The organism is Thiothrix fructosivorans, from assembly GCF_017349355.1.
In the GTDB taxonomy this organism is placed as follows: Bacteria; Pseudomonadota; Gammaproteobacteria; order Thiotrichales; family Thiotrichaceae; genus Thiothrix; species Thiothrix fructosivorans.
In genome coordinates, this window is the sequence record NZ_JAFMPM010000006.1 from 776,712 (window position 1) to 799,302 (window position 22,591).

A 22,591-nucleotide genomic window follows, 5' to 3' on the forward strand; every position below is an offset into this window, starting at 1 on the left:
TGCGACACACTCGATAGCGGGTAAGATGCTCGCATGAAAATACCTAGCACCCCATCCGTTTACACATGGCAAGAATTGTTTCAGCAAATGCTGCGGCATCGCAAGGAGCTGGTGATTGCCAACCTCGTCGCTATTTTTGCGGTACTGATTAGCGTACCCATCCCGCTCTTGATTCCGCTACTCGTCGATGAAGTTTTGCTCGATAAACCGGGCTGGTTAGTCGCGTGGATGAATGATGTGTTTCCCACGGCTTGGCATGGCGCGGTGTTATACATCGCCTTCATCACCGTGTTAACGGTCTTCATGCGGCTCGTGGGGTTGGTGGCGGGTGTTTGGCAAAACCGCGAATTCACCCTGATCAGCAAGGAACTCACCTATAGCATCCGTCGCCGTTTGCTGGGTCACATCGAAACGGTGACAATGACCGAATACGAAACCCTCGGCAGCGGTACGGTCAGTTCGCGCTTAGTGGTTGATGTGGAAACCATTGACAGTTTTCTCGGCATTAGCATCAGCAAATTCATCGTGGCGATTCTTACCTTGATCGGGGTGACGGTGGTATTGCTGTGGTTACACTGGCAATTGGCATTATTCATTTTGCTGCTGAATCCCTTGGTGATTATGCTGACCACCAAGCTCGGCAGTTACGTCAAGGACTTGAAGAAACAGGAAAACAGCGCGTTTGAATTATTTCAGCAAGCGTTGACGGAAACCTTGGATACGATTCAACAAATCCGTGCGAGCAATCGTGCCAGTAGTTTTTTCGGACGCGTCACCGAACACGCGCAAGCGGTCAAACGCCACGCAGGGCAATTTTCTTGGCGCAGCGATGCGGCGAATCGGCTGTCGTTCACCGTATTTATTGCTGGATTCGATCTGTTCCGTGCCGTCAGTATGTTGATGGTGGTGTTTTCGGATTTGAGCATCGGTGAAATGTTCGCGGTGTTCAGTTACCTGTGGTTCATGATGGGGCCAGTGCAGGAAGTGTTGGCGATTCAATACGGTTGGTACGGGGCGCGGGCGGCATTGCAGCGTATCAATATCTTGCTGGCAATGCAGCCAGAGCCGCACTATCCGCACACACACAACCCGTTTGCAGGCAAAACCACGGTGAGCGTGTGGGCGGAAAACATTACGTTTGCTTACGGCGATAAGCCCCCCGTGCTGTGCAATGTGAATCTGACGATTAAAGCGGGGCAGAAGATTGCGTTGGTTGGGGCAAGCGGTGGCGGTAAATCCACCTTCGTGCAAGTGTTATTAGGGCTTTACCAACCGCAGCAAGGGCAGCTCTATTTCGACGACGTGCCTGTTACAGAAATCGGCTTGGATGTGGTGCGCGAACACGTCGCCACGGTGTTGCAACAACCCGCGCTGTTCAACGATACGGTACGCGCTAACCTAACGCTGGGGCGCGAAGCGTCGGATGTGCAATTGTGGGAAGCGTTACGCATTGCGCAATTGGACGACACCATCCGTGAGCAAGCACAGGGTTTGGAAACGATTGTTGGGCGGGCTGGAATGCGTTTATCCGGTGGGCAACGCCAACGCTTGGCGATTGCGCGGATGATTTTATCCAACCCCAGTGTGGTGATTTTGGATGAAGCAACCTCGGCGCTGGATACCGCCACGGAGCAAAAGCTACACGCGGCAATGAGCGAATTCTTGGCGGGGCGTACTACCCTGATCGTGGCACACCGCTTGAGTGCGGTGCGCCAAGCTGATCACATTTTCGTGTTCGAGGACGGTGGCATCAGCGAACAGGGGAGTCATCAGGAATTGCTGGAACAGGATGGTCTGTATCGGAAGCTATACGGCTAGGGGGACTGCCAGCGGTCAGTGCATACCAGTCGAAGTGGCGCGTGGCTAACATCAGCAACGCGAGTACCACGAAGATCAGCACACTGCCCATCAGTAGCGCGTTTTCCTCTGCCTGCAAGATGACATACAGCAGCGTGTATAACCCCGCCAAGCCTGCGCCCAGCATTAGCCCCAATTGACGGCTGTGTAATATTGCTCCGAAGTACAGCGTCAGCAAACTGGTGCTGGCGAGTGCTGCCACCGTATACGCTTTCAGAAAATCGACGTGTTCCGACAACGAAATCAGCAGCAGGTAGAACACCAGCAACGCAAAGCCGACCAGCGTGTATTGCACCGGATGTACCCGCAGCTTTTTCAGCAATTCAAACAAAATCAGCACCACAAAGGTCAGCACAATGAACAGTGCAGCGTATTTAATGCTGCGTTCGGATTGCTGATACACATCCACCGGCTGGATTAGCTCGAAACCGACGGCGCGATCCAGCAAGCCCGCACATTCGCCTTTGCGGCATTGCTCCAGTGCGCCGCTGACGTTGTAGGAAAACGAGGACGCTTTCCAGTGGGCATTGAAGCCGGTAGCGCTGACTTCGCGGGTTTCGGGGAGTAATTCGCCGCTGAAGCTGGGGTGCGGCCAGTTGGCGGCGAGTTGTACCGCGCTGTTTTCGGCGAGTAGGGCGAAATTCATCGAGCGCATTCCGCGTAATTCTAGATCAAAAGCAAACGCCAGTTGGCTGGCTTGGGTGGTGTCGATGTCGGGGAGGAGGGCGTGCATCCCCGCACTGGCGCTACCGGGAAGGTTGTTGCCCGGTTTGAAAGCGAGGCTGGCACCGTTCCATTGCAGGGTCGGTGGAGTGGCAATGCCGCGCTGGTCGCGTACCATGACGGAGAGTTGTGGTTTTTCCCAGCGGATTTTTTTGTCCTTGGTGGCGGCGATCAGGTCGAGCAGGGGGTGGGTGTTGAAGTTGCCTTTGACTTGCAAGCCGCTGCTGTACACCGGCACGTCGTAAATGCCCCGGTAGCGCAAGGAAGATTGCAGCTTGCTGGCAATGTCGAGTTGGTTGGGGATCAGGTAGAGCGCGTCGGTTTCGGTGACTTCGCGCAGGACTTCGCGTTCCTTGCCGTTGGGGTCTTTGACCTGCTCGGTGACGTTGTAGCTGAGTTGATAGGGGATGGTAAGCAAGGGGCCTGCGAGGGTTTGCATCCCCGGCCAGCTTTGTTCGATGCTGCTGTAGGCTTGTTGCCGCCAACTGGTGCGTTCGCCGACCAGCCCGAGCATGAAGGCTTGCGGGATGAGCAACAATAAGATCAGGAAGGCGATGAGGGCGAGCTTGAGGTAAAAGCGCTGGTTCGGCATAAACAGTTCCTTATTCTAGTGACGGATTGCTTGCCATGATAAAGAACGGTAATGGAGGATTGATGGGGGCGGTGTGGAAAAGCGGTGGAGGTGGGTGCAGGTTTGGTGCAGAGGCTTCCCTAATCCTCACCCATGCAAGTGGGATATGGAACTCTACACCGCTTGTCGGTAATCTCTGCCCCAAAACCACCCACAGTTAGCACACCAAAGAGAGCCGCCCCACATGAACATGGAACAATCCTTGGGTTTGGGTAAGTTACGCCCAGACACTGATGCCGAACGCCGCCGCTTACAGCTTTACATCAACCTCAAGCTTTCCTCCACCGGGCAACCCGCCTCCCATGCCGGAGACAACGAATTCCTTTCCATCGCTGACGATTTGCTCGCCAGTTACCGCGAAAAAAACCGTCTATTAGCAGGCTACCTTTGCCCCGCCGACCAGCGTATTCAAGATTTCCTCGACAGCTACCTCGCGGATTGTGGTGCGGAAAAAGTACGCCTGCCCGGTAATAGCATTGTCCTCGACCGCTACGGGGTGGCGCGGGAACTCTCGCTGCCTTCTGACGGCGATGCATTCAAATCCGACATCGTATCGAGCTACCGCATTAAGCAAGGCATTTTGCACAACCCCGCGAATGACCGCCGCACCACCAAAGGCTCGTTCCACATTGCCGAAGGTGGCTTGCCGATTCCCGGTGATAAAAAGGCCGTGCCGAAAATAGCGTATGCGCGGATGTTGCAACACGCTCTCAATCCGCCGGACGACTTGCTGGCACTACCTTTTACCGCCAATGAAGAACACAAAGCACGTCTGTTCGTATCGCTATTATTGCGCCCCGTAGTCTGCCCGGAAATTCCCGGTAGCGAAGCCGAAAAAAGCATGGAAATCCGCTTTTTTGCCCCCGGCAATCTGGTCAGCAACCTCGATTTCGTCGAAAGCATTTTCGGCAATGCAGGCAACCCCTACCTACCCAAACACGATGCCGCGCTTGACGTAGAACATTGGACAGGGCATACCGGCTGCGTGATTCTTGCCCCGCACTTGACCCGCTTGACCAAGCAAGAACTCGGTTTGCCGCACTACGATCAAGCCACGGAACGCCAGCGCAAAGACGGTATGTGCTGGAAAGAGGAAGGTGAGCGTTACAACGACGGCAGTGCTTTCAAAATTGTGGCACGCGACAAACGCGGCGTGATTGTCACCATCCTCGCCGACAACTATTACGGCTATTGCAAGAAAGAAGTCAAAACCCAGATCAGCTATTCCGCCAACCTGTTCGGGCTGGCTGAAGAAGAACACGCAGGCGGTGCACTCGCCTTCCAACGCCGCAACCACGGTGAAGAATACGGCACGGATAGCCGCACCCGCAAACGCCCCGACGTTTACAATTTCGACAGCATGGTGGCGCAATTTGGCGCGGTAATGGACGTGCAGCCCGAAGGCTACGCCATCGACAAAGCCCACCCCGACGTGATCTATTTGCCGCTCGACATCCGCATGGATTTGCGCACCCAAAGCATCCGCTGGAAAAATGCTACGGGCGAACACAGCCTCAAATTGCGCCCCAATAAAGTCTATATGCAGCCCAACGGCTACAAGACCGAAATGCAGAAACACCCCTCGGCTCCAAGCTGGCGGATTATCGGCACGGATGCGGAAGGCACGTTCTGCCACAAGCCTTGCACCGTATCCGGCGGCGGCAAGTCAGAAATTTCCAAATCGTTGAATGATGCGGTGATTTACGGCCCGGTATTCGTGCAAGATTTCGAGACGGATATGGATCAAGTCGCGGCGATTTTCGACTACGATTACAGCACCCGCTTCAAGCCCGAATGTGCAGACGAAGACCGTGACCCTTCCCGTCAACCGCTCAGCGAAGAACGCAGCCTTGGCTCGGTGATTAAGCTGTTTACCCCATCACCCAGCCATACCGATGCCTACAATGCGTGGCTGTCGGCAATTCCGGCGCGGATTTTGTCGCAAGCTTTCATCATCAAGCGCATGTATAAACCGGAATGGGGCAAGGATTGGCGCAAGCATTTCTCGGTGGACGTGATCAACGGAATGCCGGGGAACGCGCTTAAACACAACGGACGCGACTTGGTGGCGTCGTATTTGCGGGTCGGTTTGGGCAAAGGCGGCAACTGGCGCACCTACAAAGTCCGCCAAGATTTCATCGCCACCGAAAAAGTGCAGATGGAAGACGACATTAGCGCGTCGGTAGTGGTGAGCGCGGACAAGTTGCCCAACCGTTCGCCGAAATCCTCCAACCCTAGCGTCAAATTGGTGAAAAACTGCGAATATCGCCTGTTCCAACGCCCTGATGAAGCGATTCATCGCGGTTTCGACAAGCAAACTGAGTTCGACATGGCACAACCGGGCAACTTCATTGCCAATTTCGAGCCGCTCAAGGGCGATAACCTCACCGAAATCGTTGAGGATGTGGTCGAGTTCCAGAAATACACCGCGCCAATGGCGAATTTGCTGCAAGCCGCACATGAATCCGGCGAATACGTAGTGTCCTCCGCCAACCCGCGTTTGGTGAATGGCAAGCCCAGCGAGAACCCGCGTTACCTGCAAATTCGCCCTGACTTGCAGCAGCCGATGCGCAAATACATCGCGGAAATGGGGGCGCGTTTCCTGCGGCGCGTGCCGTTGGATCAGCCGTTGATGACACCGGTGGATGCGGTGCTGACCGGGCGGCGCAACAATCCGCCGGGCAAAGGCATCCGTCCGTTGGCGGTGTTCAACCCGATCCATTATCAGGAATTGCCGGAACTGTTTATGGATTTCATCTGTAGCGTGACCGGCAAATCGCCCTCTACCACAGGGGCGGGCAGTGAAGGTGCGTTGACCAAAGCACCGTTCAACGCTTTGCGCACCACGGCGGATCTGAATAATGCGCTGGTGTCGTTCATGATCAGCGGCTATGCAGGTTTTTCCAGCGCGGCAGGCTATATCGGCGCGAATTTGCGCGTTGACCACGACATCAGTTTGCTGATTCCCGAAATTTGGTCACGGCTGCGCGAAAACGAGCGCGATCCGGCGTATTTGATCGAACACGGTTATCTGGAAGCCTTGAGTGATTTCGAGCATCACGGGCAATGGGTGCAGGCCAGCCGCTTGGGGTATCGGATTACTGACCGCTTTGTTGCCACCTTCATGGGCAAAATCTTCGACAATCCGGCGGTGGTATTCGGCGAAGACATCCTCAAACCCGAAACGCAAGGCATGGATGTGTTTGTGGATGGGGTGAATAATATTGTCGAAGCGCAGCAACAAGTGGCGCAGGCGTATTTGGATGATGGCAGTATTGAGGATGCTTGCCCGCCGCTGAAAGCCTTGCTGCATATCATGGCAACGGGACAGTACGAGGGTAGGGATGCGCATCATCCCGACATTCGCGCATTGTTTACCCGCGAGGCGTTGCTGGCATCCGACTGGTATCAGCAACGGTTGGAAACCAAGCAACAGCGCGATGCGGCATTGTGGGAACGCCATTGCGCGTATCTGCAAGCGTTCCTTGCCAAGGAAACCCATCAGGATGTGGCGGAACGGCTGGATATTGCCGGACGGTTGCAACAGGCGCAGGACAAGTTGGCGCGGATTCGCACGGCGGGGTATCTGGAGAGCTTGCGCGGCACGATTGGGGCGGATTTGTTGTAGCCGCTCACACCAATACTTGGCGGGTTTCCTTGAAAAAACGCATGATTTGCCGTTCTAGTTTGGGGCCAATCATCACGGCGGGGCGTTGCCCATTCGGGCAAGCCAAACGTGGGGTTGTACCAAACAGGCGGCAAATCAGCGGGCGTTCTGCGTACACTTGGCAACCGTTTGTGCCAAGGTGTGGGCAACGCCACTCAGCGAGCGCGGCATCGTGTTCTGCCTCGCTTTTTTCCGGCAAGCGTGCCATTTCTTCGCTGGACGTGGTGGTGGGGCCGCAGCAATCGTGACAGCCGGGGACGCACGCAAAGGTCGGAATGTGTTGGCGGAAATAGCGGATTTTTTGGTCGTTATCGGTCACGGTGCTACTTCCATCACCCAATCATCCACACTTTTCAACTCGCTGCTGAAATTAATGCCGACCAGCACTTTCGGGCGCGGGTCGTCGCGGAATGCACCTGCATAATCGCGTCCTTTAATTTGTGCCATTGCCACTTGTGCCGTTTTATCTAGCTTGAATTCGAGAATGTAAATATGCGTGGGAGTCTTTACCACGCAATCCACCCGCCCGTTATTCTCGTTCACTTCTGCCTGGGCGAATTGCCCCAAATAAAAGAAGGTCAGGTAAATCAAGCTGTGGTAATACGCCTCGCGATCTTTAATGAAAATCTGATAGGGGATTTTCTTGAACACCGTTTTCATGACCTCAATCACTGCCGGTACGTCATTATCATCAAACGCATCATTGAGTTGTGCCACCATTGGCGTGGCATAGGCTGGCTCGACATGCGCCCATTCCGACATCAGGAAAATCAGCATGGAACGGCGGACTTCACGGTTGGGGTAGTCCAGCCAGTACATGCCGTGCTTGTCTTGGCTTTGCAGGGTCAGATAGCCCGTTTGGAACATCACCGGAATCAATTGCAAGGTTTCCAGATCGTAATTACCCAGCATTAATTCATCGACTTTGAATTTATCCAGCCGATAGACCTTATCGCGGTGCATTAGCTTGGGCAAAAACGTGGGCGTGCCCGATTCAAACCAGAAATTGCGGAAGGCTTGCGCTTGGAAAAAGCTCAAAATCGAATACGGGTTGTAAACCGAGGATTCTAAATCCCACCGATAGCCGTTATACCAATAACGTAATTGACCGAGTAATGTTTCACGATCAACCTTCAAACGCTTTTGCACGGCGGGCATGTAGGGTTCAAAATACTGCTCTAATTCGGTTTGTGTGTAGCCCAACAAGGTGGCCGCACTGTAGTCCATCGTCAGGTCGAACAGGTTATTTAAATCGGAAAAAATCGACACGCGGCTGAATTTCGATACACCCGTGATCAGCAAAAACTCCAGATGCGGGTCACTGTCTTTGAGTACCGAGTAAAAGGTTTTCATCACCTGTTGGTTGGCTTTGGCTTGCGGAATATCGTCGAGGTAGTCGATCAGCGGTTTGTCGTATTCGTCGATGAGCAGTACGACGTTGCCGTGTTGTTTGGCGAGTTTTTCCAGCAATTCGGCGAAGATGCGGGCAATGCTACCGCTGTTATCCGAGTGGATACCGTAATCGTTGGCAAGGCTTTGTAATTGCAAGCGAATAGCCGCATCCAATCCCAAGTCGCGGTAGCCCATACTGGCAAATGATAGATGAATGACTGGATGTACCTTGCCCCAATCCCACTGATCCGCAATCCACAAGCCGTCGAACAAGGCACGATTACCTTGGTAAATTTCCTTGATGGTGGAAAGCAGCAACGATTTGCCAAAGCGGCGCGGACGCGACAGGAAAAAGTATTTCCCCAGCGTGATTAAGTGGTGGATCGCTTCGGTTTTATCCACATACAAGCAGTCACGGCTGCGAAGTTCGGAAAAGGTTTGGATACCAACAGGTAGGCGTTGCAACATGGCGATGCTCTATTTTCAGTGGTGATAGGTTTAGGATAGCACGGTAGCATTTGGTTAAGTTCCCATGATACACCTTGGACTATAATGCTCACCTTCCTATCATGGAGCTTTTATTCTGATGGCGCGTAAGATGAGTTTCAAAGACCTGTTGAAAAAGCCGCTGATTTTGTTCAGTGGGTCTTATGGTGTCGATAGCTTTGTGATGTTTGAAGGCGATATTCTCGTGCATCAGCAATACGATACGTGGGGTAAAGTCTTGGTGGTGGATCACGACGGACAACGAGTGTTGTCGTTTGATTCTCTCTACGAACAAAGCCGCATGGATTTGCATCACCCCAATAGATTGGTACACGATTACACACGGGCGATGTTGTTAGGACTGGCGTTGGGTGAGCCTGCGCATGTCACGGTGTTTGGTTTAGGCGGTGGATGTTTAGTGCGGGCGGCGCACAGTATTAACCCCGAATTGCACATCCAAGCGGTGGAGTTACGCGCTGCCGTGGCGGGAATCGCGCAAGATTATTTTGGTATCCCCACCTCGGAACGCATTGCTATCGCCGTCGCTGACGGGCGCGATTACATTGTGGAGCAACCCAGCGCGTCCACCGACCTGATTTTCGCGGATATGTACCACGCGATTCGTGCCGACCCGTTTCAGATGCAACAGAAATTTTTCCACGAAAGCCGCCGCGTGCTCTCGCCTGATGGCTGGCTGGTGATCAATTGTCACGAATTACCGCCTGCCGACAGTTTCTTTTTTCGCAGCCTTAAACAGTATTTCAAGGTGCTGCTGGTGTGTACCGTACCGGGCGGTAACTACGTGTTTTATGCCGGAAAGTCAGGGCTGAATCGCCCGCAGGCACTGTTTGAGGCAGACATCGCCGCCTTTGAATTGAAAACACGTACCCAGTTGGCTTTTCTGTTGGAAAATTTTGCACCTGTCCCCTGATGCGCGTGAAATGCCGTACAATCGGGGGCAACATCGTCACGACATCCCGTCATGGCAGCAAGGAATCACGATACATGGAACAAGCACTCGCGCCGGAACAGGCTTCCCCCACTTTTGCTGACTTCGCGCTCGCCGCACCGCTGTTGCAAGCCGCGCAAAAAATGGGCTTCGTGCAACCCCGCCCCGTGCAGTTAGCGGCGATTCCTCGCGCCATGACGCGTCGCGATTTGCTGGTCAGTGCCGAAACGGGCAGTGGCAAAACCGCCGCGTTTTTGCTGCCGACTCTGCACCATTTACTGGCAAATCCGTCTGAGTATTTTGGTACGCGGGCATTGGTACTTGTGCCGACCCGCGAATTGGCGAAGCAAATTCACCAGCAATGCCTGCAATTGGCGGAATTCACGTCGCTAAAAGTAGGGCTGATTACGGGCGGGGCAGATTTTCGCGTGCAGCAAAACATGCTGCTCAACAATGCCGAAATCGTGATTGCCACGCCGGGGCGTGTGCTGGAATTGATGGCAGCGCAAACCCCGGAGTTTTCGCGTCTGGAAGTGCTGATCCTCGACGAAGCTGACCGGATGCTGGAAATGGGCTTCAGCCAAGAGTTGGAAACCATTGCGGCGGCGTGTAATCCAGAGCGTCAAACGTTGTTATTTTCTGCCACGCTTCAGCAATATGGCATGATCAAAATCGCCGAGAAGCTGCTGCGTGAACCGGAAATGTTGCGCCTGAATACGCTGCAAGACGAGCATGAAAACCTTGAGCAACAGGTGATTATTGCCGACGATGCTGTGCACAAACAACGCTTGCTGGCGTGGTTGCTGCTGAATGAAACGTTTGAGAAAGCGGTGGTTTTCACCAATAGTCGGGCGCGTGCGGATAGTTTGGTCGGTGGTTTGCAAGCCAAAGGCGTGCGTTGCGGCGTATTGCACGGCGATATGGATCAGAAAGAGCGCAACCGTATTATGGCGTTTTTCCGTGATGGCACGATTAAAGCCTTGATTGCGACTGACCTTGCGGCGCGAGGTTTGGATATTGCGGGCGTGGAGTTGGTGATCAATGTGGATGTGCCGCGCACGGGCGTGCATTACATCCATCGTATTGGGCGTACCGGGCGTGGCGATGCGAAGGGCACGGCAATTACCCTCGTGCAAAGTTCCGAATGGAATTTAATGGTGAATATTGAGCGGTTTTTGAAACAGCGTTTCAATCGGCGTACCATCGAAGGCTTGGTAGGCACGTACACCGGCCCTCAAAAACTCAAAGCCTCCGGCAAAGCGGCAGGCAGTAAAAAGAAAAAACTTGCCAAGAAAGCTGCGGCAGCTAAGAAAAGCACCAATGGCAACAAAGGTAAAAAGCGTTAAGTTATGAATATCAATGCCAGCATTGTTGATCAACGCCTTACGGGTATCCTCAAGGAGCATGTTGGCTTGCTTGAGCCTATCGTCGGTAAAGATGAGAGCAAGCAACGTTCGCTGGCGTTTGTCTTATTGTGCGTGAGTACTGCGTTGGAGCTGCCACTGGATGCGGCGGCGGAATTACTGACGGAGGGCGGTAACGATGTCGGGGTCGATGCGTTGCACTTTAGTGATGTGGACGATGGCGAGTTTACCGTCACTCTGTTTCAAGGCAAGTACAAACACAAAGATTTGCAAGGCACAGCCAACTTTCCTGAAAACGGTGTGAAACATGCGCTTCAAACCGTGGCGACCTTGTTTGATCCCGATAAACAGGTATTGATGAATCCGCGTATTAAGCCGCGTATTGAAGAAATTCGTTCATTGATTCGGGATGGTTATATTCCGAATGTGCGGGTGGTGTTGTGCAATAACGGTGCACGTTGGACGCAGGCTGCGGACAATTGGATAACACAATCTGGCTATACGGCTGATCAAGTGCAATGGGTACATATCAATCACGATGAGATTATCGCGGTATTGCAGCGTAAGAAATCGGTGGATGACAGTATTCAATTGCATGGCAAAGCGATTATTGAAGATTTTAACTTTCGACGGGTGTTAATTAGCAAAGTACCGATTACTGAAATTGCGGCACTGTTTGAACGGCATCATGATTTATTGCTGGAACGCAATATTCGCCGTTATTTGGGGATGCGAAATAATCGGGTGAATGCTGCGATTCACGAAACCTTGCAAGATGCGAGTAAGCGTGAAAATTTCTATTTTTTCAATAATGGCATTACCATGATTTGCCGTAAGTTTCGGCATAATGCCTTGCAAGGTGAAAACTTTCAGGTGCGGGTTGAGGGGATTCAGGTCATCAATGGTGGGCAGACGTGCAAAACCATCCAACAGACTTTGAAGGGTTTACCGCATGAAGAGTTTAGCAATATCTATGTGTTATTGCGGCTGTATGAGCTGGCGGAAGACGATCACGAGTTGGTGAACGATATTACCTATGCGACCAATAGCCAGAATCCGGTGGATTTGCGGGATTTACGTTCCAACGATGCTATCCAGAAGCAATTGGAAATAGGCATGGCGGAGTTGGGCTATACTTATAAACGCCAGCGCGATGATACGGGTTCAGGTGCGAACATTATCACTAGCAGTATGGTGGCTGAGGCGGTGTTAGCGATTTGGCGGCAGAAACCGCATCAGGCGAAGTTCTTGCGTGGTGAACACTTCGGGAAGTTGTATCACACCATCTTTGATGATTTGAATGCTGCCGAAGCGATTTTGGCGGTATTGATATTTCGCTTTGTGGAAGCTGAACGCAAAAAGCGTGCAGGTCAAGCAGGTGCTCCTAAATTCTTACCTTATGCATCACATTATATTGCAATGATTATAGGTGCAGTGATAATGAGGGCATGTCTAAATATAGATCATCGAAACTTAGCTGAAGTTATTAATGCCCTCAACAATCAGCAGAAGGATATTTGGTTTGAAGCTATCACTTCAATAAAAATTTCGCTTGAAATGTTATACGGTGTGCGCGTAATTTCATTGCAACAACTTTCGGCTACATTTCGCCGTGGTGATCTTTTGGATGGTATTTTCAAAGAAATTTCAAAAAAAGAAGGAGAGCGTTAATGCAACAGTATCATCTAGGTTCTATTAGTGACAACGATATATTTCAGCATGTTAAACACACGGTGCTAAAATATCGCTTCCAGATTGACCTTGCTGACTTTAACAGCAACTTATGATTTCACCTTGTAATCAAAGTATTGACGCTAATCTATTGGCTGATATTGCATCGGTGTCAAAGTCGACGCTAGCGTCATGGGAAAAAAATGGAAAAATAACGCCCATTTACAATGCCTTGGGCGATAAAAAATATTTACTTGAGCAATTGAGAGATTTTGCGCCTATCCAAGCTATGTTAAATTCTACGTGGGACGCAGAAGCACAAGTGAAACCTCTACGGGATTTTTCTTCGATTGAACTGTTTGCCGGAGCAGGTGGTTTGGCGATTGGCTTGGAGCAAGCAGGTTTTAAAGCATTGGCGTTGAATGAACTAGACAAACATGCTTGTGACACGTTAAGAAAGAATCGTCCACATTGGAATGTAGTGCAAGGCGATGTATGTGGTATCGACTTCACAGCCTTTAAGGGTGTTGATTTTTTATCAGGCGGTTTTCCCTGTCAGGCTTTTTCGTATGCGGGCAATCAATTGGGATTTGAAGATACGCGCGGTACATTGTTTTTTGAATTTGCACGCGCTATCAAGGAGTGCCAGCCCCGCGTATTTTTGGGTGAGAATGTTAGAGGATTGTTGGAACACGATAATGGTAAGACTATTGCGGCTATTAAATCGGTGATTGCGGATTTAGGTTATACGTTAATTGAACCGCACGTGTTAAAAGCTATCTTTTATAAAGTGCCTCAGAAACGTGAGCGTTTAATGCTGGTCGGAATTCGTAATGATTTACTGCCTAATGCGGCATTTAAATGGCCTTCTCCCTATAAGCGCATTTTTACATTGAAAGATGCGTTGCAAGCAGGTGAGTTGTATCCCGATGATGTGCCTGTTTCTGAAGGGCAAAAATACCCAAAACGTAAGGCGGAAATTCTTAAATTAGTGCCACAGGGTGGGTATTGGCGTGATTTACCTGATGAGTTACAGCGTGAATATATGCAGGGTAGTTACTTTCTCGGTGGTGGTAAAATGGGTATGGCGCGGCGTTTAGCGTGGAATGCGCCGAGCCTCACCTTGACATGCAGCCCTGCACAAAAACAAACAGAACGCTGTCATCCTGAAGAGCATCGTCCGTTGACGGTGAGAGAATATGCACGCATTCAGACATTTCCCGATGCTTGGCATTTTTCTGGTCCAGTCACCAGTCAATATAAGCAAATTGGTAATGCTGTACCTGTTAATTTAGCATGGGCGATAGGCAGAAGCCTGATTGCATTATTAAATAGTATTGAAGCTGAGAATCTCGTATGACCAAACCCCTCAATATCCCCATCATCAAAGTTCCGCCCACCGCGTTGATCGAGTCCATGAACCCGCATTACACGCCCGAACAAAAAGCGGTGGTCAAAGACAAAATCAAACGCCTGCTCAAAGAGCAAGACGCTGTGTTGGTTGCCCACTATTACGTCGAGCGCGATTTGCAGGAATTGGCGGAAGAAACCGGCGGTTACGTCTCCGACTCGTTGGATATGGCGAAATTCGGCAATGAACACCCCGCGAAAACCTTGATCGTGGCGGGCGTGCGTTTCATGGGCGAAACCGCGAAGATTCTGAACCCCGAAAAGCGCGTGCTAATGCCAACGTTGGAAGCGGAATGTTCGCTGGATTTGGAATGCCCTGCCGACCAATTTATCCCCTTCTGTGACGAACATCCCGACCGTACCGTGGTGGTGTATTCCAACACCAGCGCGGAAGTGAAAGCGCGTGCCGATTACGTTGTCACCTCCAGCATTGCGGTGGATTTGGTGACGTGGCTGGATGAGCAGGGCAAGAAAATCCTTTGGGCACCCGATAAGCATTTAGGGCGTTATATCCAGCGCCTCACGGGTGCGGATATGTTGCTGTGGCAAGCGGCTTGCGTGGTGCATGACGAATTCAAATCCCGCGCTCTGGGTGAGCTGATCGAGAAATACCCCGATGCGGGCATTCTGGTTCACCCCGAATCGCCGGAAGAAATCATTAAGTTGGCGGATGCGGTCGGCTCGACGTCGCAACTGATCAAGGCGGCACAAACCTTGCCGCAGCAGCGTTTTATCGTGGCAACCGACAGCGGTATTTTCTACAAGATGCAGCAAGCCGCACCGGGCAAGGAGTTCATTGCTGCGCCGACAATGGGCGAAGGCGCAACCTGTCGTAGTTGTGCGCATTGCCCGTGGATGGCGATGAACGGTTTGCACAATTTGCTGCAAGTGTTGGAAACCGGCAATAACGAGATTTTTGTCGATGAGGAAATCCGCGTGAAGGCATTAACGTCGACGCAGCGGATGTTGGATTTCGCAAAAATGCGCAAAGGAGGCTGATTATGTTCAAAGCATTATTACTGAGCCAAGTCGAAGGTAAAACCCACGCGGAAGTACGCCGCCTTGACGTTGCTGACTTGCCGGAAGGTGAGGTGTTGGTCGACGTTGCCTATTCCTCGCTCAACTACAAAGACGGTTTGGCAGTCACAGGTACGGGCAAAATTATCCGCAAATTTCCGATGATTCCGGGGATTGATTTTGCGGGAACAGTGGCGGAATCGGCTTCTGAGCGTTTCAAACCGGGTGATCAGGTGATCCTCACGGGCTGGGGTGTAGGCGAACGTTACTGGGGTGGCTTTGCGCAGAAAGCTCGCGTGAAAGCGGATTGGCTGGTGCCGATGCCTACGGGATTGGATGCGAAGCAAGCGATGATTATTGGCACGGCGGGCTTTACCGCGATGTTGTGCGTGATGGCGTTGGAAGAGGCGGGCGTGACACCCGCTTCCGGCAAAGTGGTGGTGACAGGTGCTGCGGGTGGTGTGGGCAGCGTGTCCGTATTGCTATTGTCGCAACTCGGCTATCACGTTGTGGCGGTGTCGGGTCGTCCTGAGACGCAAGATTTTCTGACGGGTTTGGGTGCAAAAGAATTCATTTCGCGTGAAGAAATGAGCCGCCCCGCTAATCCGTTGGAAAGCCAGAACTGGGCAGGTGCAGTGGATGTGGTGGGCGGCAGTACCTTGGCGCGGGTGCTGGCAGAAATGCAGTACGGTGGTGCGGTGGCAGCGTGCGGTTTGGCAGGTGGTTTCGAGTTGAATACCACGGTGATGCCGTTTATTTTGCGTAATGTGAGTTTGCGCGGGGTGGATTCGGTGAGTTGCCCGCAGGAACGGCGCGTGAAGGTGTGGGAACGTCTTGCTGCTGCGATGCCACCGAGTGCGTATGCCGAGCTGGGTTGCGCGATTGCGTTGGAGGAAGTGCCGCAAGCGGCTAAAGATATTCTGGCAGGGCGGATTCAGGGGCGGTTGTTGGTTAATTTGAATTTGTAAGGTAACGGAAAAATCTGCATGAAAGCTGTCCACTTCACCTTCGCCCCGTCCGCGCTGGAATGCCGCGACGCGCTGTCTGCCATTGTGCAAATCGGCGACACGTTGTGGGTTGCCAACGACGAAAGCATTCATCTGGAACGCCTCAGCTACCAAGGCTCGGAGGCGGATGGTAATCCGCTGTACGCCGCGCATACCCGCTTTGCTTTGCACGATTATTTGTCATTGCCGGTCGCGGCGGATGCAGACGATAACGAAGTCGATGTGGAAGGCTTGGCGTACCACGACGGTTATTTGTGGGTGGTGGGTTCGCACAGCCTCAAGCGCAAGAAGCCGCAGTCGGACAAATCCACCGAAAAAGGTATTGAACGGCTGGTGAGGATTGTGCCTGACCCGAACCGTTACCTGATTGCCCGCATTCCGCTGAACGCGGTTGATGGCGTTCCAACACTGCAAGCATCCGGCGCACAGTTGCCGCTGCACACCAACGGCAATGCGCTGATGGAAGCTTTGCACGATGACCCACACTTGAAGCCTTTCCTGAAAATCCCCGGCAAAGATAACGGCTTTGATGTGGAAGGTCTGGCGGTGATTGGCAAGCGACTGTTCCTCGGTTTGCGCGGGCCAGTATTACGCGGCTGGGCGGTGTTGTTGGAAATCGAGTGTGTGGAAGATGACGGCGATCCCACCGTGCTAAAACTGGCGCGTATCGGCGAGGAGGATCGTCCCTACCGCAAGCATTTCCTGCAACTGGATGGTTTGGGAATCCGCGATTTGTGCGTGCAAGGTGAGGATTTGCTGATCTTGGCAGGGCCGACCATGAGTCTGGATGGCCCGGTACGGGTTTACCGTTGGCAGGGCGGGGCTAAGCCGGATGCGGAAAGCCTGATTCCCCGTGTTGTGCTGGAGGTGGTGGCGGACATTCCGCACGGTCATGGGAATGATCACGCTGAGGGGTTGTGTTTATTCACGCAAGGTAACGACGCAACCGCGTTGTTGGTGGTATATGACAATGCAGCAGCAGGGCGTAAGCGTGGGGAGGATGGGGTGTTGGGGGATGTGTTTACGATTTTGAGGCATGGTATATGAAAGCACAACACCTTTTAGCATGGATGGTGACGACCCTGTTGAGCAGTTTCACTTGGGCAAATGACTCGTTTCAGAACCAGCACCCGCCCATTACCTCCAATATTCAGCTACAGTCGCAGGCCGTGCAGGTCTACACCTTATCGGATGGGCGTTTCCACGCGGAAATCAATTATCAGGATCAGGCCAACGCTACCCGCACGTTCACTTTTGAAGGCAGCAAGGAAGAAATCCGTCAGCAACTGGCGCAAGTGGACTTGCCGGAAGAGCGCAAGCAGGCCGTGTTGCAGGCACTGGAAATGAGGCCGGATGCCTTGTTTGGTAATGTTTTTGGCAACGGTTTTCCGTTTGGTCATTCACCGTTCGGTGGTAAAGATCCGTTCGATGATCCGTTTTTCAAAAACAGCCCGTTGAATGATGAATTCTTCCAGCAGTTTTTTCAGGATTTACCGTCATTTGGCGCTATACCAGACCTGAAACCCGATGGACAACAAGCTGCACCACCTGAGATTACGTTGCCCGCTCCTGAAAAACCGGTAGAACCTGATGCGACCCAGAATAGGGAAAGATTGGGAAGCGAGATGGATGGTTTTCTGCAAAGTTCTGTGTATAAACATGGGGTTGACCAATCTGGAATATAATTCCAGTTTGGTCGAGTTTGCGGGAGTTGAGCAAGGATAACGCAACCTGTTTTCTACCTTGCCCGTAATTCCTTGAATTGTTCCAGCAGCAAATGGTATTCCTCAGGGATGTCATCCAGCTCCAGCAAGCCGATAAGCTGACCGTCTTTTGTCACCGGGAGATGGTGGAAACCGCCCGTTTGCATGACTTCCAGCGCGTTTGCCAGACTGCTGCCAGCGTCAATGGTGATGGGGGTTTTGGTCATGACCATCGCAACAGCGGTCTCGTCCACATGGAGGTCGATACCCAGACAGCGGCGGATCACGTCCCGCTCACTTAAAATGCCTACCAGTTGTTGCTGATCAAAGACCACCAGTGCCCCAACGTAAGCGTTCACGCCCTCTATTAGGCATTCCAGCGAACTTGTAGTAAATTCACCCCATCCCAACAGCGAGTCATTTACCCCTTGTTAGCCGCCGTTCCTACCTTACCCACGACACTGGATGAAGCGCATCAGGTGATCGTGCGCCAACAGGAACGGATAACTGAGTTGGAGAAGCAAGTGGCACGGGTGGCGGTGCTGGAGCAACAAGTCGAAATGCTGCAAAAACAACTGGAAGAACTGGTTGCCAAATTCGGCAGCAGTTCGCGTAACAGTTCCAAAGCGCCGTCCTCCGACAGCCCGGAACAACGGGCGTTGCGTCCCAAACGCAAGGGGAGTAGCCGCCCACACGGTGGGCAACCGGGGCATCCGCGTCACGAACGGGCGTTATATCCTCCCGAACAAGTGACCCGTACCGAACAGTATTTCCCTGAAAGCACCTGTTCCTGTGGTGGGGCAGTGGCGATTGATTGGGGAAACCCTTACCGCCATCAGGTCACGGATATTGCTCCACCGCCGCCACCGGACGTGACGGAACACCAGTTTTATCAGGGTGTTTGCCAATCCTGCGGCATCAAGCACCACAGCCAGTGGCCGGATTGGGTGCCGAGCGGTCAAATGGGTGCAGGCGTGATCGCCTGGGTGGTGATTTTGAGTGGTCAGTTCCGCCTATCCATGCGCCAGATCCAGGTTCTGTTGTGGGAAATGTGCCACGTGCGTTTTAGCACTGGGGCTATCAGCAAGGCGCAAGGCAAAGCCATTCCGTGGATGGGGCCGCTATACCGTCAAGTAGGTCAGTATGTACGCGGACAAGCGGTATGCCACGCCGATGAAACCCGCCATTATCGCGGTACGAACACTTACTGGTTATGGGCATTGGCTGACCATAGCGTGAGTTACTTCATGACCCATTACTCACGCGGCAAGGCCGCCGCCGATGCCTTGTTGGGCAGCTTTACTGGCTATCTGGTCACCGACCACTTCAGTGGTTACGGCAACGTCCCACCCGAACGGCGGCAACTGTGTTGGGCGCATTTGATCCGCCACTTCCGCAAAATGGCGGGGCGTTGCGGCGAAGGGGGAAGCGTGGGCAAACGCCTGTTGTTACTCGCCTATACCACCGTCCGCACCCATCACCGCTGGCAACAACAACCCGATGAAGCCGCTCGCTACCAACGGCGGATACTCCGCTTGCGCCGCAGCTTCCAAGCCACGCTCAACAAAGGCTTGGCATTGGAGAATTGCAAACGCACCACCAACCAATGCAAGCATTTGCTCAAGGATGAGGCGATGTGTTGGACTTTCCTCAAGGATAGTCGCATTCCCCTCACCAATAACCGTGCCGAGCGGGTGATCAGGCCGTATGTGCAATGGCGGAAAACCAGCTTTGCCAGCCAGTCGGCACAAGGTGACAGATTCCGTCCAACGGTGATGACCGTGCTGGGGACGGCACGTCAATTGGGGATGAATATGGCGATATTGATGCGGGACATTTGCTCACAAGGCTTGGCTCATAAGTCTGTCTCGGTGCGCTTCCCTTTGGCTCAACCGTTAGCTTCTAACCCGCTACAGACGGCGTGAACGCTTACTGCCCCAACATTCAGTTCACACATGCGTTTGCACGCTTCACGGATAGTTGCGTTGAACTGCACGTGCCCCGGCAGTTTTCCATCAATAAGTTTCTCTACGCTGGAAATGATCATATAAGCCTTTGAATTGATGACTGTTTCACGAAATTGAAACAATATTTTAGCATAAAGTAAGGGTTATTTTTGCCAGTTTCAGACGCAAAGTAATGGATAAATCAGCTCACTTTCGACACAAAGTAAACCATAACGGGGGGATAGTAACGGATAAAAAAACGCCCGCCGATGAGGAGACCGGCAGGCGTAAACACATGGCTCAATGAAAGCGAAACACTATTCGCCATTCGGAATCATCAACACCGGCACTTTGCTATGCTGCGTCACCGTCCGCGCCGTTGACCCCAGCATGGTATGCCCACCCGCATGGCGGGTATGTGTGCCAATCACGATCAAATCCACCCCGTGCGTTTCCGCATAATGGTTGATCACATCCGCCGGATTGCCCGCGCTGACGGCAATTTTGTCGATCAGTGCATCCTTATCCTTGCAGATGTCATCCTCTTCAGAGCAGTAGTTTTTCAGGCGTTCGCGCATGGTTTCGATCACCTGATTCATGCTGTCCTGCTCAATGTCATGCACTTCCTTGTCGGGCAAGTACATTGACAAAATCGCCTGCCCGGTCATGCCAATTGGCGCAACCGCGTGCAACATGATGATCTTCGCCTGATGGATACGCGCCAAATTGACTGCTTGCCGAAATACGGGGCGCATGTGCGTGCCCAAGTTGGTGGCATACAAAATGGTTTTAAACGGTTTTACTTCAGTCATTGTTCCTACTCCCTACAACATGCCCATCATGCGCGGCAACCACAGGCTGAGCGCCGGTACATACGTCACCAATGCCAAGAAGCCCAGCATGGTCAGTAACCAAGGCCAAACCGCAATGGTCAGCTCGGTAATGCCCATTTTGGTAATCCCCGACGCGACATAGAGGTTCAAGCCCACGGGCGGATGACACATCCCCACCTCCATATTCACTACCATCAAGATGCCAAAATGGATCGGATCAATGCCCAGCTTGATTGCCATGGGGAACAGGATCGGTGCAAAAATCAAGGTGATACTGGACGGTTCCATGAAGTTACCCGCCATCAGCAACAGTACGTTCACCGCCAATAGGAAGATAATCGGCCCCAAGCCTTGCGCCAACATCCACTCCGCCAAGGTTTGCGGGATTTGCTCATTGGTCATAATGAACGAGAACATGACCGCGTTGGTGATGATGTACAGCAACATTGCCGACATGCTGGCAGAGTTCAGCAATACTTTCGGCACATCCTTCAAGCCCATGTCCTTGTATACGAACACCGCCACGACGAAGGCATACACCGCACTCATGGCCGCCGCTTCAGTCGGGGTAAAGATACCGGAGTAAATCCCGCCCATGACTACCACGATCAGCAACAAGCCCCACATCGAATCGCGGAAAGCCTTAATCCGTACTGCCACAGTCGCTTTGGGTTGACGCGGGTAATTGTTTTTCCGCGCCCGATACCACGTCGTTAACCCCAAAAACATTGCCAGCAAGAAACCGGGGACGACACCCGCCATGAACAACGCACCCACCGAGGTATTGGTTGCCACCGCATACATCACCATCACGATGGAGGGCGGAATCAAAATCCCCAACGCCCCAGAGGTGGTAATAACACCAGCGCCAAATTGCTTGGGGAAACCCGCTTTCACCATCGCAGGCAATAAAATCGAGCCAATCGCTACCACGGTTGCAGGGCTAGAACCCGATACTGCCGCAAACAAGGCGCAAGCCAAGACACCTGCCAAGCCCAAGCCGCCGTACCAATGTCCCACCATCGACGAGGCAAAGAAAATCATGCGTTTCGCCACCCCGCCATGCGTGAGGAAGTTACCCGCCAAGATAAAAAACGGAATTGCCATGATCTCGAACTTCTCAATGCCCGTGAACAGCTTTAACGCCACCGCCTCAATCGGCACAGAGGTCATGGTAAACAAAAAGGTCAATACCGTCAGACCGAGCGCGATGGAAATCGGCATCCCTGTCAGCATCAGCATCATTAACAAGCCAAAAATGATTAGTGCGCTCATGGTTTTTGCTCCACGATAGGGAAGGGTTCAACGTCATCCAGCCCTTCGACATGACCGTGGTCATGGTGGGGCAAGTCGCCCGTGCGCCAGAAATTCGCCAGCACTTGCATAAACCGGAACGACATTAACGACGAACCCAGCGGCACTGCCAGATACACGATCCACGTTGGCCATTCCAAATCAGGGGTAGTAGGGCCTTCGTAATGACTGCCCGCATCCATGCCCAACGCATTCAGGGCAACATACGCCAGCCCGTTTTCCCAGACCATGCGAGCGCCCAGAATAGCAACGATGCCGGTAAACAGAATGCCAGCGGATAATGCTACCGTGGTCATACGACGACGGTTGTCAGGGTTCAAGCGATTAACCAGCACATCCACCCCAACGTGAATGCCTTGACGCACGCCGTAAGCCGCGCCGAATTTCGCCATCCACACGAACAGGATGATGCACAACTCCTGCGCCCAGCTCATGTGAATACTGAGTAAAAAATCTTGGAAAGCACCCAGCGGTAAGCCGGAAGCGTAACGGTGAACCACCGCAATAAAAATGATCAGCGTCGCTACGCCAATCAACGCGGTAATGAAAATTTCTTCCAGATGATCGAGCCACTTCATACATTCCTCCTCCAAAATGTATTGGGGGGAGAGTGTTTGCTCC

18 protein-coding genes are annotated in these 22,591 nt (G+C 52.6%); 11 read left to right on the forward strand and 7 right to left on the reverse strand.

What is annotated here, in order from left to right; genetic code table 11:
• Nucleotides 1-33: 33 nt before the first annotated feature.
• Nucleotides 34-1,818, forward strand: a complete 1,785-nt coding sequence (locus J1836_RS07025) for an ABC transporter ATP-binding protein (RefSeq protein WP_207250365.1) — start codon at nucleotides 34-36, stop codon at nucleotides 1,816-1,818.
• Here the strand turns inward: J1836_RS07025 and creD are convergent.
• A complete protein-coding gene (gene creD, locus J1836_RS07030; protein ID WP_207250366.1) occupies nucleotides 1,751-3,172 on the reverse strand; it encodes a cell envelope integrity protein CreD in 1,422 nt (473 codons plus the stop codon). The two genes, J1836_RS07025 and creD, sit on opposite strands and share 68 nt — an antisense overlap.
• Nucleotides 3,173-3,395: 223 nt before the next feature.
• On the opposite strand from creD, the gene J1836_RS07035 reads away from it, so the two are divergent.
• Nucleotides 3,396-6,839 carry a PPi-type phosphoenolpyruvate carboxykinase family protein gene (locus J1836_RS07035; protein ID WP_207250367.1) on the forward strand — a complete coding sequence of 1,148 codons (3,444 nt, stop codon included), beginning with the start codon at nucleotides 3,396-3,398 and terminating at the stop codon, nucleotides 6,837-6,839.
• Nucleotides 6,840-6,843: 4 nt separating this feature from the next.
• On the opposite strand, the gene J1836_RS07040 is transcribed toward J1836_RS07035, so the two are convergent.
• The gene (locus J1836_RS07040; protein WP_207250368.1) at nucleotides 6,844-7,197 is read right to left on the reverse strand and encodes a YkgJ family cysteine cluster protein; all 354 of its coding nucleotides are present in this window, start codon (nucleotides 7,195-7,197) and stop codon (nucleotides 6,844-6,846) included.
• Nucleotides 7,194-8,738 (reverse strand): PD-(D/E)XK nuclease domain-containing ATP-binding protein, encoded by a 1,545-nt coding sequence (locus tag J1836_RS07045; protein ID WP_207250369.1) that lies wholly within the window; start codon nucleotides 8,736-8,738, stop codon nucleotides 7,194-7,196. Before J1836_RS07045 ends, J1836_RS07040 begins: the two co-directional genes overlap by 4 nt.
• Before the next feature lie 130 nt (nucleotides 8,739-8,868).
• Here J1836_RS07045 and J1836_RS07050 point away from each other — a divergent pair, with 130 nt between their 5' ends.
• The 8 genes from J1836_RS07050 to J1836_RS07085 all read left to right on the forward strand — a co-directional run bounded on the left by J1836_RS07050 (nucleotide 8,869) and on the right by J1836_RS07085 (nucleotide 17,859).
• Nucleotides 8,869-9,687 (forward strand): spermidine synthase, encoded by an 819-nt coding sequence (locus J1836_RS07050; RefSeq protein WP_207250370.1) that lies wholly within the window; start codon nucleotides 8,869-8,871, stop codon nucleotides 9,685-9,687.
• A 74-nt stretch (nucleotides 9,688-9,761) separates the two neighbouring features.
• Nucleotides 9,762-11,051, forward strand: a complete 1,290-nt coding sequence (locus tag J1836_RS07055; protein WP_207250371.1) for a DEAD/DEAH box helicase — start codon at nucleotides 9,762-9,764, stop codon at nucleotides 11,049-11,051.
• A 3-nt stretch (nucleotides 11,052-11,054) separates the two neighbouring features.
• Nucleotides 11,055-12,740, forward strand: a complete 1,686-nt coding sequence (locus J1836_RS07060) for an AIPR family protein (protein ID WP_207250372.1) — start codon at nucleotides 11,055-11,057, stop codon at nucleotides 12,738-12,740.
• A 112-nt stretch (nucleotides 12,741-12,852) separates the two neighbouring features.
• The gene (locus J1836_RS07065; RefSeq protein WP_207250373.1) at nucleotides 12,853-14,100 is read left to right on the forward strand and encodes a DNA cytosine methyltransferase; all 1,248 of its coding nucleotides are present in this window, start codon (nucleotides 12,853-12,855) and stop codon (nucleotides 14,098-14,100) included.
• A 56-nt stretch (nucleotides 14,101-14,156) separates the two neighbouring features.
• Entirely contained in the window at nucleotides 14,157-15,149 is a 993-nt protein-coding gene (gene nadA, locus J1836_RS07070) for a quinolinate synthase NadA (protein ID WP_242632832.1), read from the forward strand.
• Nucleotides 15,150-15,151: 2 nt separating this feature from the next.
• Nucleotides 15,152-16,135, forward strand: coding sequence for an acrylyl-CoA reductase (NADPH) (acuI, locus tag J1836_RS07075; protein WP_207250375.1), 984 nt, complete (start codon nucleotides 15,152-15,154; stop codon nucleotides 16,133-16,135).
• A gap of 18 nt (nucleotides 16,136-16,153) precedes the next feature.
• A complete protein-coding gene (locus J1836_RS07080; RefSeq protein ID WP_207250376.1) occupies nucleotides 16,154-17,221 on the forward strand; it encodes a DUF3616 domain-containing protein in 1,068 nt (355 codons plus the stop codon).
• Nucleotides 17,218-17,859, forward strand: coding sequence for a hypothetical protein (locus J1836_RS07085; RefSeq protein ID WP_207250377.1), 642 nt, complete (start codon nucleotides 17,218-17,220; stop codon nucleotides 17,857-17,859). The genes J1836_RS07080 and J1836_RS07085 overlap by 4 nt, the downstream gene beginning before the upstream one ends.
• A gap of 53 nt (nucleotides 17,860-17,912) precedes the next feature.
• Here the strand turns inward: J1836_RS07085 and J1836_RS07090 are convergent, their stop codons facing one another.
• Entirely contained in the window at nucleotides 17,913-18,236 is a 324-nt protein-coding gene (locus J1836_RS07090) for a CBS domain-containing protein (RefSeq protein ID WP_207250378.1), read from the reverse strand.
• Nucleotides 18,237-18,305: 69 nt separating this feature from the next.
• Here J1836_RS07090 and tnpC point away from each other — a divergent pair, with 69 nt between their 5' ends.
• On the forward strand, nucleotides 18,306-19,802 hold the full coding sequence (tnpC, locus tag J1836_RS07095; protein WP_207250294.1) for an IS66 family transposase: 1,497 nt from the start codon (nucleotides 18,306-18,308) through the stop codon (nucleotides 19,800-19,802).
• 338 nt (nucleotides 19,803-20,140) lie between these two features.
• Here tnpC and J1836_RS07100 read toward each other — a convergent pair whose 3' ends face one another.
• The 3 genes from J1836_RS07100 to J1836_RS07110 are packed head-to-tail and all read right to left on the reverse strand — an operon-like array spanning nucleotide 20,141 to nucleotide 22,548.
• Entirely contained in the window at nucleotides 20,141-20,635 is a 495-nt protein-coding gene (locus J1836_RS07100; RefSeq protein WP_207250379.1) for a universal stress protein, read from the reverse strand.
• A gap of 12 nt (nucleotides 20,636-20,647) precedes the next feature.
• Entirely contained in the window at nucleotides 20,648-21,931 is a 1,284-nt protein-coding gene (locus tag J1836_RS07105) for a TRAP transporter large permease (protein WP_207250380.1), read from the reverse strand.
• A complete protein-coding gene (locus tag J1836_RS07110; protein ID WP_207250381.1) occupies nucleotides 21,928-22,548 on the reverse strand; it encodes a TRAP transporter small permease in 621 nt (206 codons plus the stop codon). Before J1836_RS07110 ends, J1836_RS07105 begins: the two co-directional genes overlap by 4 nt.
• Nucleotides 22,549-22,591 lie beyond the last annotated feature (43 nt).

Coding starts and splice junctions, on each gene's coding strand:
- J1836_RS07025 (WP_207250365.1), top strand. CDS start 34: ATGAAAATACCTAGCACCCCATCCGTTTACACATGGCAAGAATTGTTT.
- creD (WP_207250366.1), bottom strand. CDS start 3,172: ATGCCGAACCAGCGCTTTTACCTCAAGCTCGCCCTCATCGCCTTCCTG.
- J1836_RS07035 (WP_207250367.1), top strand. CDS start 3,396: ATGAACATGGAACAATCCTTGGGTTTGGGTAAGTTACGCCCAGACACT.
- J1836_RS07045 (WP_207250369.1), bottom strand. CDS start 8,738: ATGTTGCAACGCCTACCTGTTGGTATCCAAACCTTTTCCGAACTTCGC.
- J1836_RS07050 (WP_207250370.1), top strand. CDS start 8,869: ATGAGTTTCAAAGACCTGTTGAAAAAGCCGCTGATTTTGTTCAGTGGG.
- J1836_RS07055 (WP_207250371.1), top strand. CDS start 9,762: ATGGAACAAGCACTCGCGCCGGAACAGGCTTCCCCCACTTTTGCTGAC.
- J1836_RS07060 (WP_207250372.1), top strand. CDS start 11,055: ATGAATATCAATGCCAGCATTGTTGATCAACGCCTTACGGGTATCCTC.
- J1836_RS07065 (WP_207250373.1), top strand. CDS start 12,853: ATGATTTCACCTTGTAATCAAAGTATTGACGCTAATCTATTGGCTGAT.
- nadA (WP_242632832.1), top strand. CDS start 14,157: ATGAACCCGCATTACACGCCCGAACAAAAAGCGGTGGTCAAAGACAAA.
- acuI (WP_207250375.1), top strand. CDS start 15,152: ATGTTCAAAGCATTATTACTGAGCCAAGTCGAAGGTAAAACCCACGCG.
- J1836_RS07080 (WP_207250376.1), top strand. CDS start 16,154: ATGAAAGCTGTCCACTTCACCTTCGCCCCGTCCGCGCTGGAATGCCGC.
- J1836_RS07085 (WP_207250377.1), top strand. CDS start 17,218: ATGAAAGCACAACACCTTTTAGCATGGATGGTGACGACCCTGTTGAGC.
- J1836_RS07100 (WP_207250379.1), bottom strand. CDS start 20,635: ATGACTGAAGTAAAACCGTTTAAAACCATTTTGTATGCCACCAACTTG.
- J1836_RS07105 (WP_207250380.1), bottom strand. CDS start 21,931: ATGAGCGCACTAATCATTTTTGGCTTGTTAATGATGCTGATGCTGACA.
- J1836_RS07110 (WP_207250381.1), bottom strand. CDS start 22,548: ATGAAGTGGCTCGATCATCTGGAAGAAATTTTCATTACCGCGTTGATT.